General features: G+C 68.1%; 18 protein-coding genes. 13 read left to right on the top strand and 5 right to left on the bottom strand.

Features of this window, described 5'->3' with window-relative positions:
- Positions 1 to 27: 27 nt before the first annotated feature.
- Complete coding sequence (locus tag HL663_RS15155; RefSeq protein ID WP_173029145.1) at positions 28 to 333, bottom strand: hypothetical protein; 306 nt, start codon at positions 331 to 333, stop codon at positions 28 to 30.
- A gap of 94 nt (positions 334 to 427) precedes the next feature.
- Entirely contained in the window at positions 428 to 700 is a 273-nt protein-coding gene (locus tag HL663_RS15150) for a hypothetical protein (protein ID WP_173029144.1), read from the bottom strand.
- A 109-nt stretch (positions 701 to 809) separates the two neighbouring features.
- Between HL663_RS15150 and HL663_RS15145 the strand changes: the two genes are divergently transcribed.
- A complete protein-coding gene (locus tag HL663_RS15145) occupies positions 810 to 1,613 on the top strand; it encodes a hypothetical protein (protein ID WP_173029143.1) in 804 nt (267 codons plus the stop codon).
- A gap of 701 nt (positions 1,614 to 2,314) precedes the next feature.
- Here the strand turns inward: HL663_RS15145 and HL663_RS15140 are convergent.
- Genes HL663_RS15140 through HL663_RS15130 form a run of 3 tightly spaced genes read right to left on the bottom strand, consistent with a single transcriptional unit; the run spans position 2,315 to position 7,054 of the window.
- Complete coding sequence (locus HL663_RS15140) at positions 2,315 to 4,729, bottom strand: AAA family ATPase (RefSeq protein ID WP_173029142.1); 2,415 nt, start codon at positions 4,727 to 4,729, stop codon at positions 2,315 to 2,317.
- Positions 4,722 to 5,294: a hypothetical protein gene (locus tag HL663_RS15135; RefSeq protein WP_173029141.1), complete on the bottom strand. Its 573-nt coding sequence runs from the start codon at positions 5,292 to 5,294 to the stop codon at positions 4,722 to 4,724. The genes HL663_RS15140 and HL663_RS15135 overlap by 8 nt, the downstream gene beginning before the upstream one ends.
- On the bottom strand, positions 5,294 to 7,054 hold the full coding sequence (locus HL663_RS15130; RefSeq protein ID WP_173029140.1) for an SIR2 family protein: 1,761 nt from the start codon (positions 7,052 to 7,054) through the stop codon (positions 5,294 to 5,296). Before HL663_RS15130 ends, HL663_RS15135 begins: the two co-directional genes overlap by 1 nt.
- Before the next feature lie 615 nt (positions 7,055 to 7,669).
- Between HL663_RS15130 and HL663_RS15125 the strand changes: the two genes are divergently transcribed.
- From HL663_RS15125 to HL663_RS15070, 12 genes are all read left to right on the top strand, one after another.
- On the top strand, positions 7,670 to 8,035 hold the full coding sequence (locus HL663_RS15125; protein WP_173029139.1) for a hypothetical protein: 366 nt from the start codon (positions 7,670 to 7,672) through the stop codon (positions 8,033 to 8,035).
- Between the two features lie 410 nt (positions 8,036 to 8,445).
- Positions 8,446 to 8,961, top strand: a complete 516-nt coding sequence (locus HL663_RS15120) for an ATP/GTP-binding protein (RefSeq protein ID WP_173029138.1) — start codon at positions 8,446 to 8,448, stop codon at positions 8,959 to 8,961.
- Positions 8,962 to 8,989: 28 nt separating this feature from the next.
- On the top strand, positions 8,990 to 9,673 hold the full coding sequence (locus HL663_RS15115; RefSeq protein ID WP_286175694.1) for an SAF domain-containing protein: 684 nt from the start codon (positions 8,990 to 8,992) through the stop codon (positions 9,671 to 9,673).
- Complete coding sequence (locus tag HL663_RS15110) at positions 9,673 to 10,500, top strand: MinD/ParA family ATP-binding protein (RefSeq protein ID WP_173029137.1); 828 nt, start codon at positions 9,673 to 9,675, stop codon at positions 10,498 to 10,500. Before HL663_RS15115 ends, HL663_RS15110 begins: the two co-directional genes overlap by 1 nt.
- Before the next feature lie 155 nt (positions 10,501 to 10,655).
- Entirely contained in the window at positions 10,656 to 12,029 is a 1,374-nt protein-coding gene (locus HL663_RS15105; protein WP_286175693.1) for a TadA family conjugal transfer-associated ATPase, read from the top strand.
- Complete coding sequence (locus HL663_RS15100) at positions 12,026 to 12,889, top strand: type II secretion system F family protein (RefSeq protein ID WP_173029135.1); 864 nt, start codon at positions 12,026 to 12,028, stop codon at positions 12,887 to 12,889. Before HL663_RS15105 ends, HL663_RS15100 begins: the two co-directional genes overlap by 4 nt.
- A gap of 23 nt (positions 12,890 to 12,912) precedes the next feature.
- Entirely contained in the window at positions 12,913 to 13,806 is an 894-nt protein-coding gene (locus tag HL663_RS15095) for a type II secretion system F family protein (protein ID WP_286175692.1), read from the top strand.
- 59 nt (positions 13,807 to 13,865) lie between these two features.
- On the top strand, positions 13,866 to 14,063 hold the full coding sequence (locus tag HL663_RS15090; RefSeq protein ID WP_173029133.1) for a hypothetical protein: 198 nt from the start codon (positions 13,866 to 13,868) through the stop codon (positions 14,061 to 14,063).
- 93 nt (positions 14,064 to 14,156) lie between these two features.
- Complete coding sequence (locus HL663_RS15085; protein ID WP_286175691.1) at positions 14,157 to 14,480, top strand: TadE/TadG family type IV pilus assembly protein; 324 nt, start codon at positions 14,157 to 14,159, stop codon at positions 14,478 to 14,480.
- 86 nt (positions 14,481 to 14,566) lie between these two features.
- Positions 14,567 to 14,914 carry a pilus assembly protein gene (locus tag HL663_RS15080; protein WP_286175690.1) on the top strand — a complete coding sequence of 116 codons (348 nt, stop codon included), beginning with the start codon at positions 14,567 to 14,569 and terminating at the stop codon, positions 14,912 to 14,914.
- Between the two features lie 38 nt (positions 14,915 to 14,952).
- The gene (locus HL663_RS15075; protein ID WP_216842585.1) at positions 14,953 to 15,345 is read left to right on the top strand and encodes a pilus assembly protein TadG-related protein; all 393 of its coding nucleotides are present in this window, start codon (positions 14,953 to 14,955) and stop codon (positions 15,343 to 15,345) included.
- Positions 15,342 to 18,581, top strand: a complete 3,240-nt coding sequence (locus HL663_RS15070; RefSeq protein ID WP_173029129.1) for a LysM peptidoglycan-binding domain-containing protein — start codon at positions 15,342 to 15,344, stop codon at positions 18,579 to 18,581. Before HL663_RS15075 ends, HL663_RS15070 begins: the two co-directional genes overlap by 4 nt.
- Positions 18,582 to 18,592 lie beyond the last annotated feature (11 nt).

The raw sequence follows: 18,592 nt of genomic DNA, 5'->3' as shown, positions 1-18,592 counted from the left end.
CTCAACGTCCGCTCATGCCGCGCATATTCAGTACCTGAACTCCATGAGGCGCTCGAGCTCCTCAGCGCTGTCGACGCGCTCCGCCGCAGGCCACGGCGGGCTTTCAGCGCGCCCTGTCCACGTGAGGTGAACGAGGAAGGCTGCCTCCCCAGCCGCGACCAGCACTTCATCCTGCGGGATGGCTTCAGCAACGACCCTCCATAGCTGCCCATCCAGCACGTGACCTCGGCCGATCTCACGCAGGAGCTCCGCAGCAAGGGCATCGGCACGGTCCGGCTCTGATCGCAGGTCCACTAGTGGATCCACGAAGACATGGGTCTCTGTCCAGGCCATGGCAGAACCGTAGTGAGTGCTCACCGTCGAAACGGGCCGGATCGAACGTGCGCCCGTGCCGCAGACCGTCAGGACCGAACGGGCGCACATCCGCTTAGCGAGCCGACCGAACCACCGCTACGACCCGCTGTGCGAAGGCAGCGGCCCGCCCTCCAGCGCCCAAGCCCTTGATTACGTTAGTTAGCTCGTCGACGGAAGCGGTCGACATGCGACCCTCGCTGCTGACGACGCCGGCGATCCAGGCATCAAGTGCGGCGGCGAGCACCTCGTCGTCGCTCTCCGGTGGTGAGGCCATGGGGAAGGCCAAACCGAGCTCGGACCAGAGGCGTTCGAGGTCGACCAGTTGGGCAGCCGACAACTGGAGCATGTCGCCAGTCTGTCAGCGTGGTTCGCTTCCGCTCATGCCGCGTGGCGCGCAATCGACGCGGCTGGCGAAACGGGCGGAGCGCTGTCTGCCGGGTCGTTAGCATCCGCTCATGGTCGGTTGGCGTGATCGGTGGCGGGCGGTCATTGGCAGTGACGTGTCCCGCCGGGACGGCATCGGATGGGAGTTCACTCCGCAGGGTGGCGGTGAGGTGGCCTGGACTGTCTTTCGGGAGGACGGTGGCCCCTTTCCCGTGTTCATTTCCTCTCGTGGCCTTGGTGCGCCGCCCTCGGCGGAGGACGCGCAGGCGATGACTGAGGAGGCGGTCGCTGATCTCCTGGACGCCGGAGGCCACGCCGACGTTGTGGGTTGGACAACCCGGAACATCAGCACGATCTTGTGCCTAGGGCGTATCCGAGTCCTTTCCTGGGAAGGCGAGGAGTGGGCGCTGAACGACCCGGACGCCGGCGAGCTTGCAGAGTGGGCGGCATCCTCGGATCAGCGTGTGCCGTTTAACTGGCTCGTGGCGCGCACCGATGAGGGCGATCGGCAGGTAGCGACGTACCAAGACGACGGGCTGTTTGGGCTCAGCTTCACGTCTGGCTCCACTCGAAGCCTCCCGACCGCGGCCGTGGGAAGCCTTCGTCCCCGCAACGACGCGCCGCTTCTGCGTGGACCTGTGCGCAACGTGGAGGTGGCCTACGACACTCTCGCGGAGGGTTGCCGTACCCCCGGGGTGGTGACCGAGGTTCTCCTGCACGGTGAGCACGGTTCAACCCTTCTCATCGCTGCGGAGGCCTACTCCCGTGACGATTGGCGCCTCTACGACGAATCCGTGGTCGTCCTACCTAGCATCGAGGCGGCAGATGCGCTGACATGGACACCGGACCGCCGTCGCTGGCGACCCAGCGCCTAAGTCGGACTCCCGGGCCTTGGGTTTGACGTGGCCTAGGCGCCACGGGAAGAGGGGCAATCACCCCGCGGCCCAACGACCCGACAGTCAGCCCCACAGACGACGCCATCGCGCAACCGCCGGTGGAGTCCGGCTGGCTACGAGCAGCTATTCCGCTGCACATAGTGGCGGCGTCGAAGAGCGCAGCGATGCACCGACCCTACAGCGCGACTCGCTCCTCGCGATTCTTCCGCTCATGCCGCGAGGAGCTAGGTCGGCTGGCGGCGGTGTGACGCGGCTTGAAGCGGGCGGAAACGCCACCGAATACCCGACCCCACGGCGAAGTGCGACAGGTCACCCACGACGGATGCGATGCGTCGTCAGGCCCGTGTGCTCGTCGGTGAGGCGGTCGCCACGGATGCGATGCTTAGTCAGGCCCGTGTGCTCATCTGCCAGTCGTCCGTCCATGGACTCATCTCTCGGTGACGACTGACAATCCCAAAGAGGGGTGGCCACTTGCCGGCGGAGGTGTAACTGTCATCTCCCGAACGCGGCCACCGGGCCGCGATCTCATTGCCGCATCGCCCTTCGAGGCCCATTTTCGCATCCCCGACGATGGAGGCGTCACAACGCGAGTCCGGCGTGGGGCACCCGCACGGCGTGTTGGGGCCACCATCTCGGTGCTCGGGCCGTCCACCCCTCCATGATCGCAGTGTGTCTCGGAACTAGTTGGCGATGGCGTGATCCGGCTCCCAGACGTGGCGGGTGACGCCCTGATCTTCGTCGGCCGCACGTTCGCCGAGCTCGATGGTGATGAGCTCATCGCCCGCGTAGGCCGGGCTGAGCTCGAGTGCCAAGTAATCGAACAGTTCGCGATCGTGGACGGCAATGATGACTTGGCGGCTATTCCGTTTGGCCAGAAGTCGAATGAGGCCGGCAAACTGTGCGACATGTACCTCGTCCATGGCTTGGACAGGGTCGTCGAAGACTAGGCACGGAACGATCGGTTCGACGGCGAGGTGGAGCGCGAGAAACAGAGAAAGGGCTGCGGTGTTCAGGTTGCCCGCAGATAGCATCATTTGAGGAGGGCCGCTGGCATCCCCATTGCGGTGGGTGGTCTCCAACATGATGTTGAACGTTTTCTTGGTGGCGCTGGGGACGCCGAACCTGGGAATGAATCCCTCGTTCGGGGCGAGCCTCGTGAACACGCTCTTCCAAACATCGTTGAGGGACTCCGTAAAGACCTGGTGAACGATGCGGGCGCGTGCCTGCGTTGCGGCCTTGTGGACTTCTCTCGCTACCCCTTGGCGGCGCTTCGCTTCCGCGAGGTGGTCATCCCAATACTTTTTGTTTTCCGCGATGTCGGCGACGCGTTGGACAATCTCCGATTCGCGTTTCAATGCGGCCTCTAGGCGACCCGCTTCCTCATTGGCGTTCCGGCGTTGGTCAGCAGCGTGGGACAGGCGCGCAACTTCGCTTCCGGCTCGGTCGAGCAGCTCTCTCCACGCGGTCTGGAAGGAATCGACCGTTGAGGGCACGTGGACCTGCAGGAGGGCTGCATATCTGGCCAGCTCATGGCTGATGTGGCGCTCCTCTGACGCTGCTGTTTCTAGAGTGTCGAGTTCTTGCTGAACCTCGCGCAGGCGTCGATTGAGGCTTGCGCCGTGGGCCTTGGCGGAGTCGATGCCGCCGCTCTGCTCGGAGAGCTCGGAAAGGTGTACGTAGCGCATTTCGACGGCCTTCAGTTGGTCGCTGGGCAGGCGCCGGGCAGTGAGTTGGGCATGCTCAGCCTCCGCTCGCGCGACCGCCGCCGCTGCTTGGTCGCGCGCGCTTCGAAGCTCAACGAGACGTTCCCTGTGATCGGTGAGCTCGGCCAGTTTCGAGTCGATATGTGCGACGAGGCTACGGGGGCCGACCTCACTGAAGTCCCTGTCGCAAACCGGACAAACATTGGTGCCGTCGACGACCGTGCGAAGAGTGGCCATGGTCTCGACGAGTGCACTTGAGTGTTCATGAGCGGTTGCGAGCTGGGCCTGAAGCCTGTCCAGCTCCACTCGGTCCGCGTCAAGCTGGGCGCTTACCGCTTTCGCCCGCTCTCCGACGTCGGAGTCGTCCTTCAGGATTTGGAGGGCTTGATTGGTGGCTTGTTCGACAGCGAAGCGCGGCTCGCCGCGTAGGTCGAGGCCTGCCGCCTCGGCTGCGGCTTCCCACGCCCGCACCTTTGCACCGTCCGTGGCTTCCCAAGCCTTCCGTTCGGTTATTGCAGCCGCCATCGCGGTGCGGGCCTCCTGCATTCTTTGCATGCTCGGGCGTGCTGCCAGGGCCGAGATGCGACCACCCAGCGCGATGAGTTCTTGGTGGAACTTCATGGCGGCCGCAGAGTCGGCCTGGTTCCCCTCGGGGTTGAGCGCCGACCGGACCAACGCAAGGAGGGCGCCGTCGGCCATGCGGTCGGTGGTATCCGCGTGAAGTCCTGTGATGGCGGCGCGGGTCGCCGTCCGCGCGCGGGCGACCTCCTTTCGGATCTCGACCCGCAGCGCGCTCTGCTCCTCAAGTTGGATCGCCGCTGCTTTCGCCTCTCGGTCGGCTTCGTCGACGCCTACTGCGAGCCTTTTGAAAAGCCTGAGGTCGTTAGCGTCGCTGAGCCCGTCGCGAAGGGCGTCCAGTTTCTCGAGACCGAGAATCTCGTTCACGAACTGCTCGAGCGCCGTCTGCTCGTTGCCCTCCCGGGTCTGGTATAAGTCGAGCAGACGGCCTAGCGACGACTGATCCAGATAGCACCGTTCGGCGTAGAACTTTGCGGCAACTTCGCTCAACGATGGGGTGCCTTCTAAACGAGCGCCGTTCACGGTGAGTGGCACTCCAGGGGTGCCCACCTGAAGGTAGTCGGCGACGTCGGCTCGAACGGTCGCGTATGCCTGCCCGAAGAACGGCAGGTGTGCCCGATAGCGGTCAGACTGTCGCTCCATGCTGCGAATGGCGCCGGTCAAACCCAGCTCGAGCGCGGACAGGACGCTGGTCTTGCCTGTGCCATTCGGACCGTGGATAAGGACGATCGGCGCATCGAAAGGAAGTTCGCGCGTGCCTTCGATGCGACGGAAGTCAGAAACGACTAGGCGCTGGATCGGGACCTCACTCATTCTCGTTCCCCGTCTCGTCGGTCCATCCCGCCCCTTCATTCGCGTATCGTCGCAGCGCTTCTCGCACCGCCTCGGCTCCGTCAGCCGCAGCCCGGATGAGAGCGATGTGGTCCGATGTCGCCTTGACAGGGCCCAGCGCGGCCATGACTTCGTTGACGGGGTCGCTGCCATGAACTAGGACTGCCCTAGGCAGTTTGAGTGGCAGCAGGACCGCAACTGCTTCCTCAATCTCGGCCACGTCAGGTGCGGTGGACGCGATCGGGAGGACGCGGGCATAGCGCTCTAGCTCGATCCGGCTGGCGGCGGCGATTTCGCCGACGAGTACGAGACTCAAGGGTCTGCGGGACGCTGCCAAGTCAAGAGAACGAGCCAATCCCACTACCAGACGTTGTAGGCGTACAGGCGGCACTTGGTCGGTCGCAACGAGAACCAAATCGTGGGACGTGTTGGTGCCACGAGCCGCGGCCTCAAAGTCGAACTCCGTACCCGCCACCGTCAAGGGTTTCGAAAGAGGTTCGAAACCGGCTCCCTCTAACACAGCGACGACGTCCTGGACACTTGTCATCAGAAGCCTCCTGCCATTTTGAATGCCTCATAGAGGTCGTCCACTGATGCCGTGGCAGCAAGATTAGTGGCGACACTAAACCGCCCAGCGCTCGTCCTGCCATCGCGACCGAAGCGAGACCTCGGTGACCGAGTCGACGCGGGGGGCTCCTCATCGGCAACGACGATCAGCACATCTCCATCGCTATCGTCGAACGAGCCGTTCAACTCGAGTTTCATCAATGTCGTGGCATCCTTCACAAAGAACACGCGCGCATCCCGCTCGTTCGTGATCAGGCGGACCACACCGTCGCGAGGTGCGGCGCTGTCTCCCGGCACAGCCGACCAATCACCAGACGAAAGTCCGCGACCGATCAAAGCCAACGCGACGCCGAGCCGCCCGAACTGTTTTGCGGGGAAGTCCGCGCCGTGGACCGCCTGCGCGACGGGACGGTCCGACAGCGGTCCGTAGCGACGTTCACCAGCAGGAGGCATGCGACCCGTACGAAAGACAGTCAGACCTAGGTTCGTCACGTCGACAAAACGCGAGAGGAATTCCCTCTGGTACTTCACGATCGCCGAGTGCTCAAGCGCCTCGAGGTTGGCTGGATCGGCCTCAAGAGCTGCCGCGTCACGCAAGCTAAGCAGGCCTAATTGCAGCTGTTTCACCGCAGCCGAACCCCATGCGGCCCCCGCGCCATGCTCAATTAAGAAGCTCAACTTGTCGGTGAGCGACCACATGACCAGCGCCATTAAGGTTGACTTGCCGTATGAGCCCAAGAGCGCGGACTGCGCAATAGCACTGGCGTTACCCTGGTGATCCGAGCCATACGTGAGTCGAAGGAGATTTCGGTGATATGACTCCAAGTGCTCTTCGCTGAGAACAACAACCGGCGGGGATGCTGGCCAGGCCCGAGCCAAGTCCTGGATGGCGGCCGCGAAAACCGTATGGAGATTTGCGTCCTGCGCCGAAAGACCAACCATCAGCGTTAACCGGTCCGAATATAAAACCTCAAGGTGCTTACGCATCGTCTTGTTTTCTGGCTGCTCAGTCCATCCCGAAATCTGGGATTCACGCGCAATCAAGAGACTCCGGTATTCGGGCTCGTCATCGCGAGCGCGCACAGCACAGCCGTGGAACTTGACTACTTCGATGCGGGGTCCGGCGATGCGGAAGTCGTCTGGCTTTACGGCGACCCGAACAAGGGAACTGAACGCCGGCGTCAGTTCATTCAAGGCCTTCTCAAGAAGTCCGTCCCAGTTCGCGGTTACCGCCGAGCTAACGAGCCCTTCGAGCATGAGGACCGCTATGCAGTAGTGCTCAACGTCGGGCTCGAGGTCCGGTGACCCGTACGTATTCGGGACGTCGAGACCCGCCCACACCAGATAGTCGTCGGGCCGGTCATCGCCCACGGGCACATCTAGGACACGCGAGTAATTGGTGACCAGCGCAGAGATAATGCGGTCCCCCAGTGGCCAACTGTCGACGGCAGTCGAGAAGTCGATGCTTTCCAGTTCTTCGCGGTTGAGGCCAGCTAGCCGTAGCACCTCGTTGAGCGCCGTGCGGTAGCTGCAATCCGCGTCCTGCTGGACGACGTGCGTGCGGAGATGCTCAACGACGCGACCAAGAAGTTCAGAGACATTCGGCACTCTCTCACGCGAGATGCCCGACCCCAGCCACAGCACGTACTGGCCTTCATTGAAGGCATTGACGAAGTCCAAAAACGTCGAGTCGAATCGTTCAAGGACAGCCTGCACCGTCCTTAATGGCTCAACCGTCATCTTTCGCCTTACCCCACGTTGCAATCAGTCTCTGCGCGCCCGCGGACAGTCAACACGCCTGCGTTCCCCGGTCATGCTGCCATGCGCTGACCACGCACGTGCCATCTTCACGGTTCATCCGCTCGTCCCGAGACATAGTGGGCGGTATGCCGCTTTCGCGCGACCTGCAGTGGCCGTCACGGCGACGGGTGACAACTCTCTCGGCCGAGCCGCTCGGCGCCGTGATCTGCGTCTAGGAGGGCGGTGTCAGTCCGCAGCCGCGGCCGACCGCCGTGGGCGGTGGAGCCGGGGGTAGGGGAGTTATCCACAGGCTTCGCTGGCCAGTGACGAGGCGACGAAATCGTGCCATCGTGTTGGGACCACCTCGAAAGAGGCGGTAGCTCATCGGAGGGGCCGATGCGACCACCTGTAGGCATCTTGCGGAACGCGATGGCGCTCTGTGCAGCAGCTGTCGGCCTCGTGATGATCGCCGGGTGTGAGTCGACGGCTGGCACCTCGCTGCCAACCTCGCCGCGCCCTTCCACCGTCGACGAGCCGAGCTCTCCGTCACCGTCTTCGAGCCGATCCTCCGGTGGCTCTGTTCCACCAAACGCTCGCCTCGCTCAAGAGGCGGTGGTGGCGTACTGGACGCTGCTCGATGAACTCGCGACAGATCCGCAAAGGTCAATTAACGAATTGAAGGTGGTGGCCGACGGCCAAGCGTTCGCTCAGCGACGCATAGCTCTGCTCACCTACCGAGAGAGTGGTTGGCGTCAAACAGGCGGGGCCCTCGTGAGCGACGTCCAGGCAACCCCCGAAGATTCCGGATCCTTCAAGGTGTCTGCATGCGTCAACGTGAAGGGCATTGACTTCATCGACGCCGACGGTCGGTCGCAGGTGAACCCCAAGCGCCCCGATGCTCAGCGCTTTTCGTATGACGTGTCGTCTCGTTCGGGCAAGTTCGTCGTCACACAAGACACCCTCAAGGGCTCCTCATGCTGACCTTGCTGGGGGCTGCCGCCCTTGGTGCGGGGACCTTGGGGGTCGGAGGAGTAGGGGCGCTGGCTGCCCCGATCTCTTGCCCTCCGGGGACTTGGCCCGATCCAGGCAGCGGGAAGTGTCTAATCGTGATCACGGAGCCGGGCGGGCCCGAGGGGCCAGGCAGACCCGGAGGTCCCAGCGGGGCTGAGGGGCCCTCGGTTCCGCAGGAAGCGCGTCGTTGCACCTACGTGCTCGGCAGCGGCACGCGCACAGTGCCATGTGCGAGCAAGAATGGTTGGTGGTCGCAATCGCAGCAGGCCTACTGCCGAGCGGCGATGCCTCAGCCTGCGAAGGATGATCCCGTTTGGCAAGGGCATCGGGATGGGCAGATCTACCAGTGCACTCGATCCCTTGATCCTCGCCTTGTTGGCGTGATCTATCTCGTGTGGCTGGCCGAGCCACCGAACGGCGCGCCTCCCAATCCTGCAAGCCTTGCGGCGAGAGCTGTAGAGACGATGAACTTGCGCGCCGTGTCCATCGGGATCGTTCCGGAGAGCCGCCCTGACGCCATCGGCCTGGTGGGCATGCCGGTGTGGATGTGGAACGCCAGTGACGCGGCGGAGACGTGGGGGCCGGTGACGAAGTCCGCATCTGCCGGTGGCTACACGGTCACGGCCACAGCCAAGGTCGAGAAGGTGGTCTGGGCGATGGGCGATGGCCACGTGGTCGTATGCCGCACGTCAGGCACGGCCTACCGGGACTCCTATGGAAAGAGCGAGAGCCCCACGTGCGGTTACCGCTACGACCAGCAGGGTCGCTACACAGTTCGCGCCACGTCGTACTGGCGCGTCGACTGGAGCGGGATCGGCCAGAGCGGCTCGATCCCGCTGCAGTTCTCGGACAGCGTCGTCATCACCGTCGGCGAGGTCCAGGTCCTCACTCAGTAGCACCGAGCTTGAAGGCGAAGGGGTCGCTATGACCACGACAGCCGACCCGAAGCGGGCCGACACGATGCAACCGGCCTCGCGCCCGGTGCCGTCTCCGGTGCCGCTGACAGCGGCAGTCAAACCGCGACGACGGCCACTGCTGATGGCTGCGTCGCTGGCCCTGGTGTGTCTTGGCGGCTTGCTTGCCGCGTGGGCGTGGTCGGCGACGAGTTCCACGGTCAGTGTCTTGGCCGCGCGATCCGAGGTGGAGCGGGGTGAGGTGATCACTGAGGGGGACCTCATGACGGTGAGCCTCAACGCCGACCCGGCCCTGCGGCCGATCCCCGCCACTCGCCTGGCGGAGATCGTGGGTCAGCGTGCGGCTCTCGACATCGCGGCGGGGACCCTGATCTCGGGAAGCCAGGTGACGCAGGACGTCACGCCTGCACAGGGCATGTCGCTGGTGGGGATCGGCGTGAGCGTGGCGGCGTTGCCGGGCGAACCGTTGCGGGCAGGCGACCCCGTTCGAGTAGTGGCGACACCGGGGGAGCAGGGGGAGCTGACGGACGCAGGCCCCGCAGTGACGGTGGCGACGGTCGTGTCGGTGGTCGTGGACGACGTGACGGGCACGCGCATCGTGACGGTGGCGGTGCCGCAGGCCGATGCGGCGGTGCTGGCCGCCAGGGCGTCGACGGGCAACGTGGCACTGGTGCTCGACTCGAGGGCGCGCTGATGTCGACCATCGCGCTCTGTTCGGCCTCGGGCTCGCCGGGGGTGACCACGACGGCCCTGGGTCTGGCGATGACCTGGCCACGGCCGCTGCTTCTGGTCGAGGCAGATCCGACCGGCGGATCCGCCGTGCTGGCCGGTCACTTCCGCGGCCAGGTTCAGCCCTCGGGTTCCCTGGTGGACCTGGCGATGCGCGACCACCCTGCTCGGCTCGAGGAGGTCATCCCCGCACTCGGTATGAGCATGCCCGGAACGAACGTCAACCTGCTGACCGGGACGCGATCCCACGCTCAGGCTCGTGCTCTGGCCGGGCTGTGGCAGCCCTTGGCCGAGGCGTTCGCCCGGTTGGACACCTTCGGCCAGGACGTCATCATCGACGCTGGACGCTTGGGCCTGGCCGGCTCTCCGGAGCCGCTTCTGTACGGGGCAGATGTCTGTCTGCTGGTGGTCCGGACGGATCTGGTCGCCTTGGCCGGGGCCAGGTCCTGGGCCGAGACCTTGAGATCGGAGTTCGAGTCGCGGGGAGGCGTCTCGGCCGTGGGTCTGATGACGGTGGGGGAGGGCAGGCCCTACGGGGCGCGTGAGATCGCCAAGGTGCTCGGGCTTCCCGTGGTCGCCGGTGTGGCGTGGGACGAGAGCGCGGCGGCGGTGTTCTCCCGTGGCGAGCCGCGGTCTCGACGATTCGAGGGCTCCGCGTACATGCGATCACTGCGCCGCACGGGTGAGGAGTTGCGCACCCGCATGAGCCGGGAGCGCAGCGACCTCGCCGGTGATGACGCGCTCGTGGCGGCAGTGGTGAGCTCAACGGCGTCGGCGGGGGGCACCGCATGAGTGCCGAGCCTCGCGAGCCGGTCGGCCCAGACCCGACTGACCTTCCCCTGTTCGGCCCGGCGGGGGCGGAATCGCCAAGCCGCGGTCGCGTCCGGGGCTCCTTCTCGCTCGCCGCAGCGTCGCCGAAACCAGCTGTCGCACCTCCGGTGTCGCTGGTGACGTCTCGTCCGGCTCCGCGGCCGTTCGCGGGAGATCTCGACTGGCGCGTGGTGGCCGCGCTGCGTCAGCAGGCGTCGGACCGACTGGCGGCTGCCCTCGGGAGTGACGCAGGCCGTGTCGATCTTCCGGCGCAGCGCTCCACGGGTCGGGAGATCATCAGGGATCTGATCGAGGCGGAGATCGCCGACCGGGTCACCGCCGGCGTCCCGGCGTGGTCACCCGTCGAGCAGGCCGCGATGGCGGCGGCGGTGGAGAACGCGCTGTTCGGACTGGGCCGACTGCAGCCGCTGGTCGACGACGAGGCCGTCGAAAACATCCTCATCACCGGCCACGACCGGGTCACGCTCGAGCTGACCGATGGCCGGCTGGTGCCCGGACCTCCGGTCGCCGACTCCGACGCCGAGCTGGTCGACTTCCTGGTTTTCCTGGCCTCCCGCAGCGAGGCCAACGCCCGACCGTTCTCGGAGGCGCAGCCACGGCTGCACCTGCGCCTGGACGGTGGGGCACGGCTGGCCGCGGCGGCCTGGGTGACGCCCCGCCCGTCGGTGGTGATCCGGCGCCACCGCCTGCAGCGGGTGAGGCTGTCCGACCTGGTCGAGCTCGGCGCGATGTCGGAGGTGATGGCCTCGTTCCTTGCGGCCGCGGTCAAGGCGCGCCGCTCGATCGTCGTCGCGGGCGCGCAGGGTGCGGGCAAGACGACGCTGGTGCGTGCCCTGTGCGCCGAGATCCCGCCGCACGAGGCGATCGGGACCTTCGAGACCGAGTATGAGCTGCACCTGCACGAGCTGCCGGAGCTGCACCCGATCGTCGTCGCGTGGGAGGCCAGGCCCGGCTCGGGGGAGCGGGGCGCCGACGGGCGGGCCGCGGGCGAGTTCACCCTCGCTGAGGCCCTGTTCGACTCGTTCCGGTTCAACCTCTCCCGCCAGATCGTCGGGGAGGTTCGCGGTCACGAGATCCTCGCGATGCTCAAGGCGATGGAGTCCGGCGCGGGCTCGATCTCGACAACCCACGCCCGCTCGGCCGAGGGCGCGATCGCCAAGCTCGTCACCTGCGCGATGGAGGCCGGCCCCCACGTCACCCACGATTACGCGGTGCGTGCGATCGCTGCGGCCATCGACATCGTCGTGCACGTCCAGATGGAGACCACACCGAACCCGGACGGCACGTGGTGCCGCAGCCGCTGGGTCTCCGAGGTCGCCACGCTGACCCCGGGGGAGCAGGGAACCGGCTACGCGATCCAGCACGCCTTCCGCACCCCGCCCGGCCAGCGCGAGGCCACCCCGTACGTCCTCGACGACGACTACCGAGAACTCGCCATGTACGGCTTCGACCTCGAGGGCTACTACCGCCACGCGCAGGCACCGTCATGACGCCGGCCGTCCCTGCCGTCGCCGGCGCGCTGATCGTCGCGGGGCTCCTCGGCGTCATCGCCGGGCTGCGACCGGTGCCGCCACGCCCGCCCGCCCCCTCACGGCGCCTGCGCGGCCGGCGGGCGCCGCAGATTGACCGCCGCACCATGCTTCTCGCCGGAGCGGGCCTGATCCTCGGGGCGTTCGTCGCCGCGGTCACGGGGTGGTGGCTGGCGGTCCTCATCGCGCCGGCGGCGAGCGCGGGGCTCCCGTACCTGCTCTCGGCTCCCACGGCCGGGACGAGCATTGCCCGGCTGGAGGCGATGGAGGAGTGGACCCGCTCACTGGCCGGGGTCCTCACCGCGGGCGCCGGCCTCGAGCAGGCCCTGGTGGCCACGCTCCGCTCAGCGCCTGAGCCGATCCGCCCCGAGATCACCCGCCTCGCCTCCCGCCTGCGCGCCCGCTGGTCGACTGAGGACGCGATCCGAGCCCTGGCCGACGACCTCGACGACGCCACCGGCGACGTCATCGCCGCCAACCTGCTGCTGGCCACCCGCCGCCGTGGCGCCGGCCTCGCCAGCGTCCTCGATGCTCTGGCCGAGTCCGTCGCCGCCGACGTGCGCGCCCGACGCGAGGTCGAGGCCGACCGAGCCAAGCCGCGCGCAACCGCCCGATGGGTCACCCTGATCACCGTCGGCGTCCTGACCGTCCTGGCGATCACGGGGGAGTACGTCGCGCCCTACCGCAGCGGCGTCGGCCAGCTCCTGCTGACCGCTCTACTGGCCCTGTACGTCGCCACTCTGCTCTGGATGCGCCGGATGGCCACCGGAACCCCACCCGCCCGCTTCATCGGCTGGCGCCCCAACGTGGAGCACCCATGACCGCGCCCACGACGCTGCAACTCGTGATCGCCGCAGGCGCCCTCGTCGGGCTTGGCGTGGCCGGGCTGCTGTGGGCGCTGACCCCGACCCACCCCGACCTGCGCGACGCCTTGGACCGGCTTTCACCGCACCAGTACCTGCGCACCCCACCCACCGAGGCGCTGACGCCGCCCGGTGACCTGACCGACCGCCTCGGACGGTGGGGGATGGCCGCGGTCCCGAGCGCCGTGTGGGGGCCGGTCCCGACCCGTGACCTGGCGCTGCTGCGGCGACCGCTGTCCCGGTTCTACGGGGAGAAGGTGACCTTCGCGCTCCTCGCCCTGGCCATCCCACCCCTGTTCACGGTGCTCTTCAACAGCCTCGGCGCGGGCCTGCCGTTCTACCTGCCGGCGGCCGCCAGTCTCGCGCTCGCCGCGGTGATGTTCTGGCTGCCGAACTACAACGTGCACGACGACGCTCGCCGCGCCCGTACCGAGTTCACCCGTGCCCTCGCGGCGTACATCGACCTCGTCGCGCTCGAGCGGCTCGCTGGGGCCGGACCCCGACAGGCGATGGAGTCTGCTGCCGCAGTGGGCGACTCGTGGGTGTTTGCCCGGCTCGGGGAGGAGCTGGCCCGCACTCGCTGGTCCGGTCTGACTCCCTGGGACGCGCTGCACGCCCTCGCGCGGGAGCTCGGCCTGCCCGAGCTCGACGACCTCGCCGACATCATGCGACTGTCGGGGGAGGAGGGCTCGCAGGTCTACAGCAACCTGCGCGCCCGCGCAGCCGGCCTGCGCACCGCACTGCTGACTAAGGACAAGGCCTCGGCCAACGAGGTGGCCGAGCGGATGACGATCCCGATGAGCCTGCTCGGAGTCATCTTCCTGGCCATCCTCGTCGCCCCCGCCCTCCTGCGCGTGATGGGAGGACCCTCCTGACCGGGCACACCTGTCGTGCCGTTCACACCCGAAAGACCCTGTCTCTGAGAGGAACTCCCATGCGTTACGTCGCCGCCACCCTCCACGTCCTCGGCCTGCGTGCCCTCGACACCCTTCAGGCCCGCCCGCGCCGCTCCGAACGCGGCTCGGTCACCATCGAGCAGGTCCTGTGGGCCGTCGCCCTCATCGCCATCGTCGGCATCGTCGTCGTTGCGATCAAGGGCTACGTCACGACCGAGGCCGCCAAGATCAAGTAGCCGACCGTGCCCGTGCCAACGCATCAGCCCCAGCGGCCGGGACCACGTCGCACCGCCGAGCGCGGGTCGACGTCGGTCCAGATGGTCGTGCTCATGCCCGCCCTGTTCGCGGTCATGTTCCTGGGCCTGCAGGCGGCGCTGGTCTACCACGCACGCACCCTGGCCCTCGCCGCGGCGCAGGAGGGAGCCCGCGCCGCCGGCGCCGAACGCAGCAGCGTCGCCGCCGGTGCCTCGAGCGCGCGCAGCTTCCTAGACGACACTGCCGGGGACGCACTCAGTGCGACCACGGTCAGCGCTCGACGCACGGCGACGACCTCGACCGTGACCATCACCGGCCGCGCCCTGAGCGTCATCCCCGGATGGCAGCCGCACGTGACCCAGTCCGCTTCCGTGCCCGTCGAACGCATCACCTCATGACCGCCCACCCAAGCAGGACATCCGAGCGTGGATCGGCCACTCTCGAGGCCGCGATCGGGGTCCCGGCCTTCATGCTCTTCGTCGGGTTGATCATCGTCGGGGGCCGGATGGCCATCGCCCACCAGGCGCTCGAGTCAGCCGCTGCGGATGCCGCCCGAGCTGCGTCCATCTCGCGCAGCCAGGCCAGCGCCGAGCACGCCGCGAGCGAGGCGGCACGCTCCTCGGTCACCAACCAGCACCTGGCCTGCGCGACTCCTCGCGTCAGTGTCGACACCTCCGGGTTCCGCTCCCGCCCGGGCACCCCCGCGACCGCGACGGTGACAATCTCCTGCCGGGTGCCCCTGGCCGACCTGGCCGTCCCAGGCGTCCCGGGCTCACGCATCGTGACGGCGACCTCGAGCTCCCCCATCGACACCTACCGGGAGCGGCGATGACCACCCCAGGGCGCCACCCGCGGCCCGAGCGAGGCTCGGTGAGCATCTGGCTGGCCACGATGAGCATCGCGATGCTCGTCCTGGTCGGGCTGGCCGTCGACCTCGGCGGCCAGGTCCGCGCCCAGCAGCAGGCCCGAGCCCTTGCCGCTCAAGCCGCCCGCGCCGGCGGCGAGCAGCTCGACACGGCGGCCGCCGTCCGGGGAGACGCCGCCCGGCCCGACGCCGCCCGGGCGGCGCGCGCCGCCCGCACGGTCCTCACGTCGGCCGGGGTGAGCGGGACGGTCCGGGTCAGCGGTGGGACCCGCGTCAGCGTCGACGTGCGCGACACCTACCGCACCCTCTTCCTCGGCGTCATCGGCCTAGATGACCTGAGCGTCTCAGGGCACGGCACGGCTCGCATCACCCGCTCCATCGAAGGAGTCGAACGATGACCCTGCATCACAGCTCCCAGCTGCGCCCGCGACTGGTCGGGCTCGCCGCGACCGGCGGCATCCTCGCCATCGTCGCCGGCCTGCCTGTCGTCCTGGTGGCTCTCGGCGCCGGACCCGCAGCGCTCGCCCTTCCCGACATCGACCGGGTGCGGGCCTTCCTCACCGGACCCGACAGCGGCGCCGCGCTGATGGTGGTGCTCGCCCTTCTCGCGTGGGTGGCTTGGGGCACGCTGACGCTCTCCCTCGCCCTGGAGATCACTGCCCGCGCCCGCCGCACCCGGGCACCACGGCTGCAGGGCCTGGCCGTGCCGCAGTCCGTCGCGCACAGCCTCGTCGGAGCCGCCGTGCTGCTGCTGGCCAGCGCACCCGTAGCCACGGCCCTCGCCTCACCCGCAGCGGCGTCCCACCTGTCCGTCCCGGCGGCCGCCTCCGTTCTGCAATCGCTGCAGACCGCCCCGGCAGCAGCATCGTCGGGCCGGGCGACCCAAGCGGCACGTCACGAGGATCCTTCCCGGGCAGTGCATGCACACATCGTCACGCGCGGTGAGTCCTTGTGGTCCATCGCCGAGGCGGAGTTGTCCGATGGCCGTCGGTGGAGCGATCTCGCCGCCCTCAACCCGGGGCGTTCCCACGGCCCGGACCACACCCTGTGGACCGGCACGGTTCTCCACCTGCCCGCAGCACCCACGCGCCAGGACGAGGCCTCGACCTACCGGGTCCGAAATGGTGACAGCCTCTCCAGCATCGCCGCCCACCACCTCGGCGACCCCGACCGCTGGCCGGAGATCTACCAAGCCTCCACGCATTTGGTCCAGCCCGACGGAGCGCGGCTGGACGACCCTGCTGTCATTCACCCCGGCTGGACCCTGACCCTCCCCACCCGAGATGAACACGTTCCGCAACAGGCCGATCCGCCACGGAGCCTGCACGGGGTTGAGCCCCGCCGGTCGCCCGAACGTCATCCCCAGGCATCGACCGGCGAAGGGCCGACCACGAACCTGGCGTCGCCTCCGTCGGGAGTCGCCGCCGGAACGAGGGCGCCCCTGCCGGAGGGAGGCCTCGGCACGGAGGCATCCAGCCCCATGGCACCCGGGGCGAGCGCCGCGGAGGCGTCCCCGCCATGGCTGCTGGCTGGCCTGAGCGGCGGCGGACTGCTCACCGGCTCCCTCTGGCTCCTGCTGCGCCGCCGCCGTGCCACCCAGGCGCGACACCGTCGTCCCGGACGCACTCTCGCGCGGCCGCCGGCGGCGCTGGCGCCCGTCGAGAAGACCCTGTCGGCACTCGGCCCGAGCGTGCTCCCCGACGTCGAGCGCCTCGACCTCACCCTGCGTCACCTGGCCTCGACCCTAGGCACGCTCCAGGCACCGATGCCCATCCTTGCCGCCGCCGAGCTGAGCGCCACCGGAACGACCCTCCACCTCGAGCAGCCCGCAGATCTGCCGGCACCGTGGCAGAACGAGGGTGAAGGGCTGCACTGGCTGCTTCCCGAGGGCACACCGCTGGCCGACATGGGGGAGCTGAAGGATGACCAGCCCGCGCCGTACCCGCTCCTGGTCACCGTCGGCACGAGTGATTCCGGGGCGGCGTGGCTCTACAACCTCGAGGACCTGAGCGTCGCGCTCACGGGTGACGTCCTCTACGCCACGGACTACGCCCGCTACCTCGCCGCCGAGATCGCCTGCGACCCCTGGTCGGAGTCCGTCCGGCTCGACTGCCTCGGCGTGGCCACCGAGGTCGTCCCGATGAACCCCGAGCGACTGCGTGCTCGCCCTCTCGACGACCCGCACGCCCTGGGGGAGAGCATCGCCCACGCGGTGAGCACCACCGACCGCTCGAGCGCAGCGGGGCTCGACACGGTGACGGCCCGGGCCCACGACGCCGGCGCAGATGCCTGGCCCGCCCGCATGATCCTCATCGCCGACACGACGTCGCAGGCGCACGACACCACGGTTCTGCAGGAGCTGCTGGAGCAGCAGGCCGGAACCACCGGCACAGCTCTCGTGCTTCTCGGGTCACATGCGGACGCTACGAGCTGTGCGGTAACCATCGAGCTGACCGCGTCCGGACGGGCCCGCCTCCCGCGCGCCGGACTCGACCTCGTCGCCGTGGGCCTGACCCTCGACGAGGCCCAGGGATGCGCGGCCCTCCTCGCGGCCGGGGCCGCCCTGGCCGACGAACCGCTTCCCATCGACCGGGACGTGACCGACGGCTGGAAGTCAGTGACCGACGCCGCCGGAGCTCTGCGACCAGACCTCGTCTCCTCCCGGTCGCAACCACCTGCAGAAGAAGACGAGACCCCGATGCTGGCCGAGGACGACGACGCCTACCTGATGTCCGGCGCCACCAGCATCGACGATCTCGCGACGCTCTCACCACCGGTGCCGTCCTCGACCAGCCAGCGCGCCCTGAACAGCGACCCCACCCTGGACGACGACCTCGAGACGTGGTTCGCCGACGACTGCTCCCTCCCACGCCTGACCCTGCTGGGGCCGGTCAAGGCACGCACCCGCGGACGCGCACTGACCGAGCGCAAGGCCTACATGACCTCCGTCCTCACCTACCTCGCCACCCGCGCCCACGGCGCCACACCCGAGGAGCTCGCCGACACCTTCTCGGTCTCAGCGACCAAGGCCCGGGTCTACGCCGGGATCGTGCGTGACTGGCTCGGGACCAACCCCCGGACCCGGAAGCCGCACCTGCCCGACGCCCGGCTCGCCCCGTCGGCACTCACCCGAGGCGTACCCGTCTATGAGGTGCAGGACCTCCTCGTCGACGCCGACCTGTTCCGACGGCTGCGAGCCCGGGGACAAGCCAGCGGCCCAGAAGGCATCACCGACCTCGCGCGCGCCCTCGACCTGGTCTCGGGTGAACCCTTCAGCCAACTCCGTCCGGGAGCCTGGTCGTGGCTTTACGACGGCGACCGCCTCGATGAGCACCTGCGCTGCGCGGTGGTCGACGTCGCGCACGTGGTGGCCACGCACTCACTTCAGATCGGCGACCTCGAGCTCGCCTCACGCGCCGCGCGCATTGCCCACGGCGCGGCACCCGATGAGCACGTCCCACTGCTCGATCTGGCTGCCGTCGCCGATGCTCGCGGCGATGTCCGCGCGCGGCAGGCGTTCCTCTCGCTCGTCCTCAACGCCGGCGACGACGACGCGCCGTCCGACCTGCCCCCACGAAGCGAGGAAGTCCTTCGGCGGCGTGGGTGGACCGAACCCGGCAGCGCGGCCAGCTGACGGCCGCGACC

Origin of the sequence: Arthrobacter sp. NEB 688 (genome assembly GCF_013201035.1) — a bacterium.
GTDB lineage: Bacteria > Actinomycetota > Actinomycetes > Actinomycetales > Dermatophilaceae > Phycicoccus.
This window is presented reverse-complemented; position numbering and strand designations above follow the sequence as displayed.

Excerpts from the sequence above, each read along its gene's own strand:
- HL663_RS15140 (WP_173029142.1), bottom strand. The coding sequence starts at position 4,729 with ATGAGTGAGGTCCCGATCCAGCGCCTAGTCGTTTCTGACTTCCGTCGC.
- HL663_RS15155 (WP_173029145.1), bottom strand. The coding sequence starts at position 333 with ATGGCCTGGACAGAGACCCATGTCTTCGTGGATCCACTAGTGGACCTG.
- HL663_RS15135 (WP_173029141.1), bottom strand. The coding sequence starts at position 5,294 with ATGACAAGTGTCCAGGACGTCGTCGCTGTGTTAGAGGGAGCCGGTTTC.
- HL663_RS15090 (WP_173029133.1), top strand. The coding sequence starts at position 13,866 with ATGCGTTACGTCGCCGCCACCCTCCACGTCCTCGGCCTGCGTGCCCTC.
- HL663_RS15100 (WP_173029135.1), top strand. The coding sequence starts at position 12,026 with ATGACGCCGGCCGTCCCTGCCGTCGCCGGCGCGCTGATCGTCGCGGGG.
- HL663_RS15070 (WP_173029129.1), top strand. The coding sequence starts at position 15,342 with ATGACCCTGCATCACAGCTCCCAGCTGCGCCCGCGACTGGTCGGGCTC.
- HL663_RS15110 (WP_173029137.1), top strand. The coding sequence starts at position 9,673 with ATGTCGACCATCGCGCTCTGTTCGGCCTCGGGCTCGCCGGGGGTGACC.
- HL663_RS15150 (WP_173029144.1), bottom strand. The coding sequence starts at position 700 with ATGCTCCAGTTGTCGGCTGCCCAACTGGTCGACCTCGAACGCCTCTGG.
- HL663_RS15085 (WP_286175691.1), top strand. The coding sequence starts at position 14,157 with ATGCCCGCCCTGTTCGCGGTCATGTTCCTGGGCCTGCAGGCGGCGCTG.
- HL663_RS15130 (WP_173029140.1), bottom strand. The coding sequence starts at position 7,054 with ATGACGGTTGAGCCATTAAGGACGGTGCAGGCTGTCCTTGAACGATTC.
- HL663_RS15145 (WP_173029143.1), top strand. The coding sequence starts at position 810 with ATGGTCGGTTGGCGTGATCGGTGGCGGGCGGTCATTGGCAGTGACGTG.
- HL663_RS15115 (WP_286175694.1), top strand. The coding sequence starts at position 8,990 with ATGACCACGACAGCCGACCCGAAGCGGGCCGACACGATGCAACCGGCC.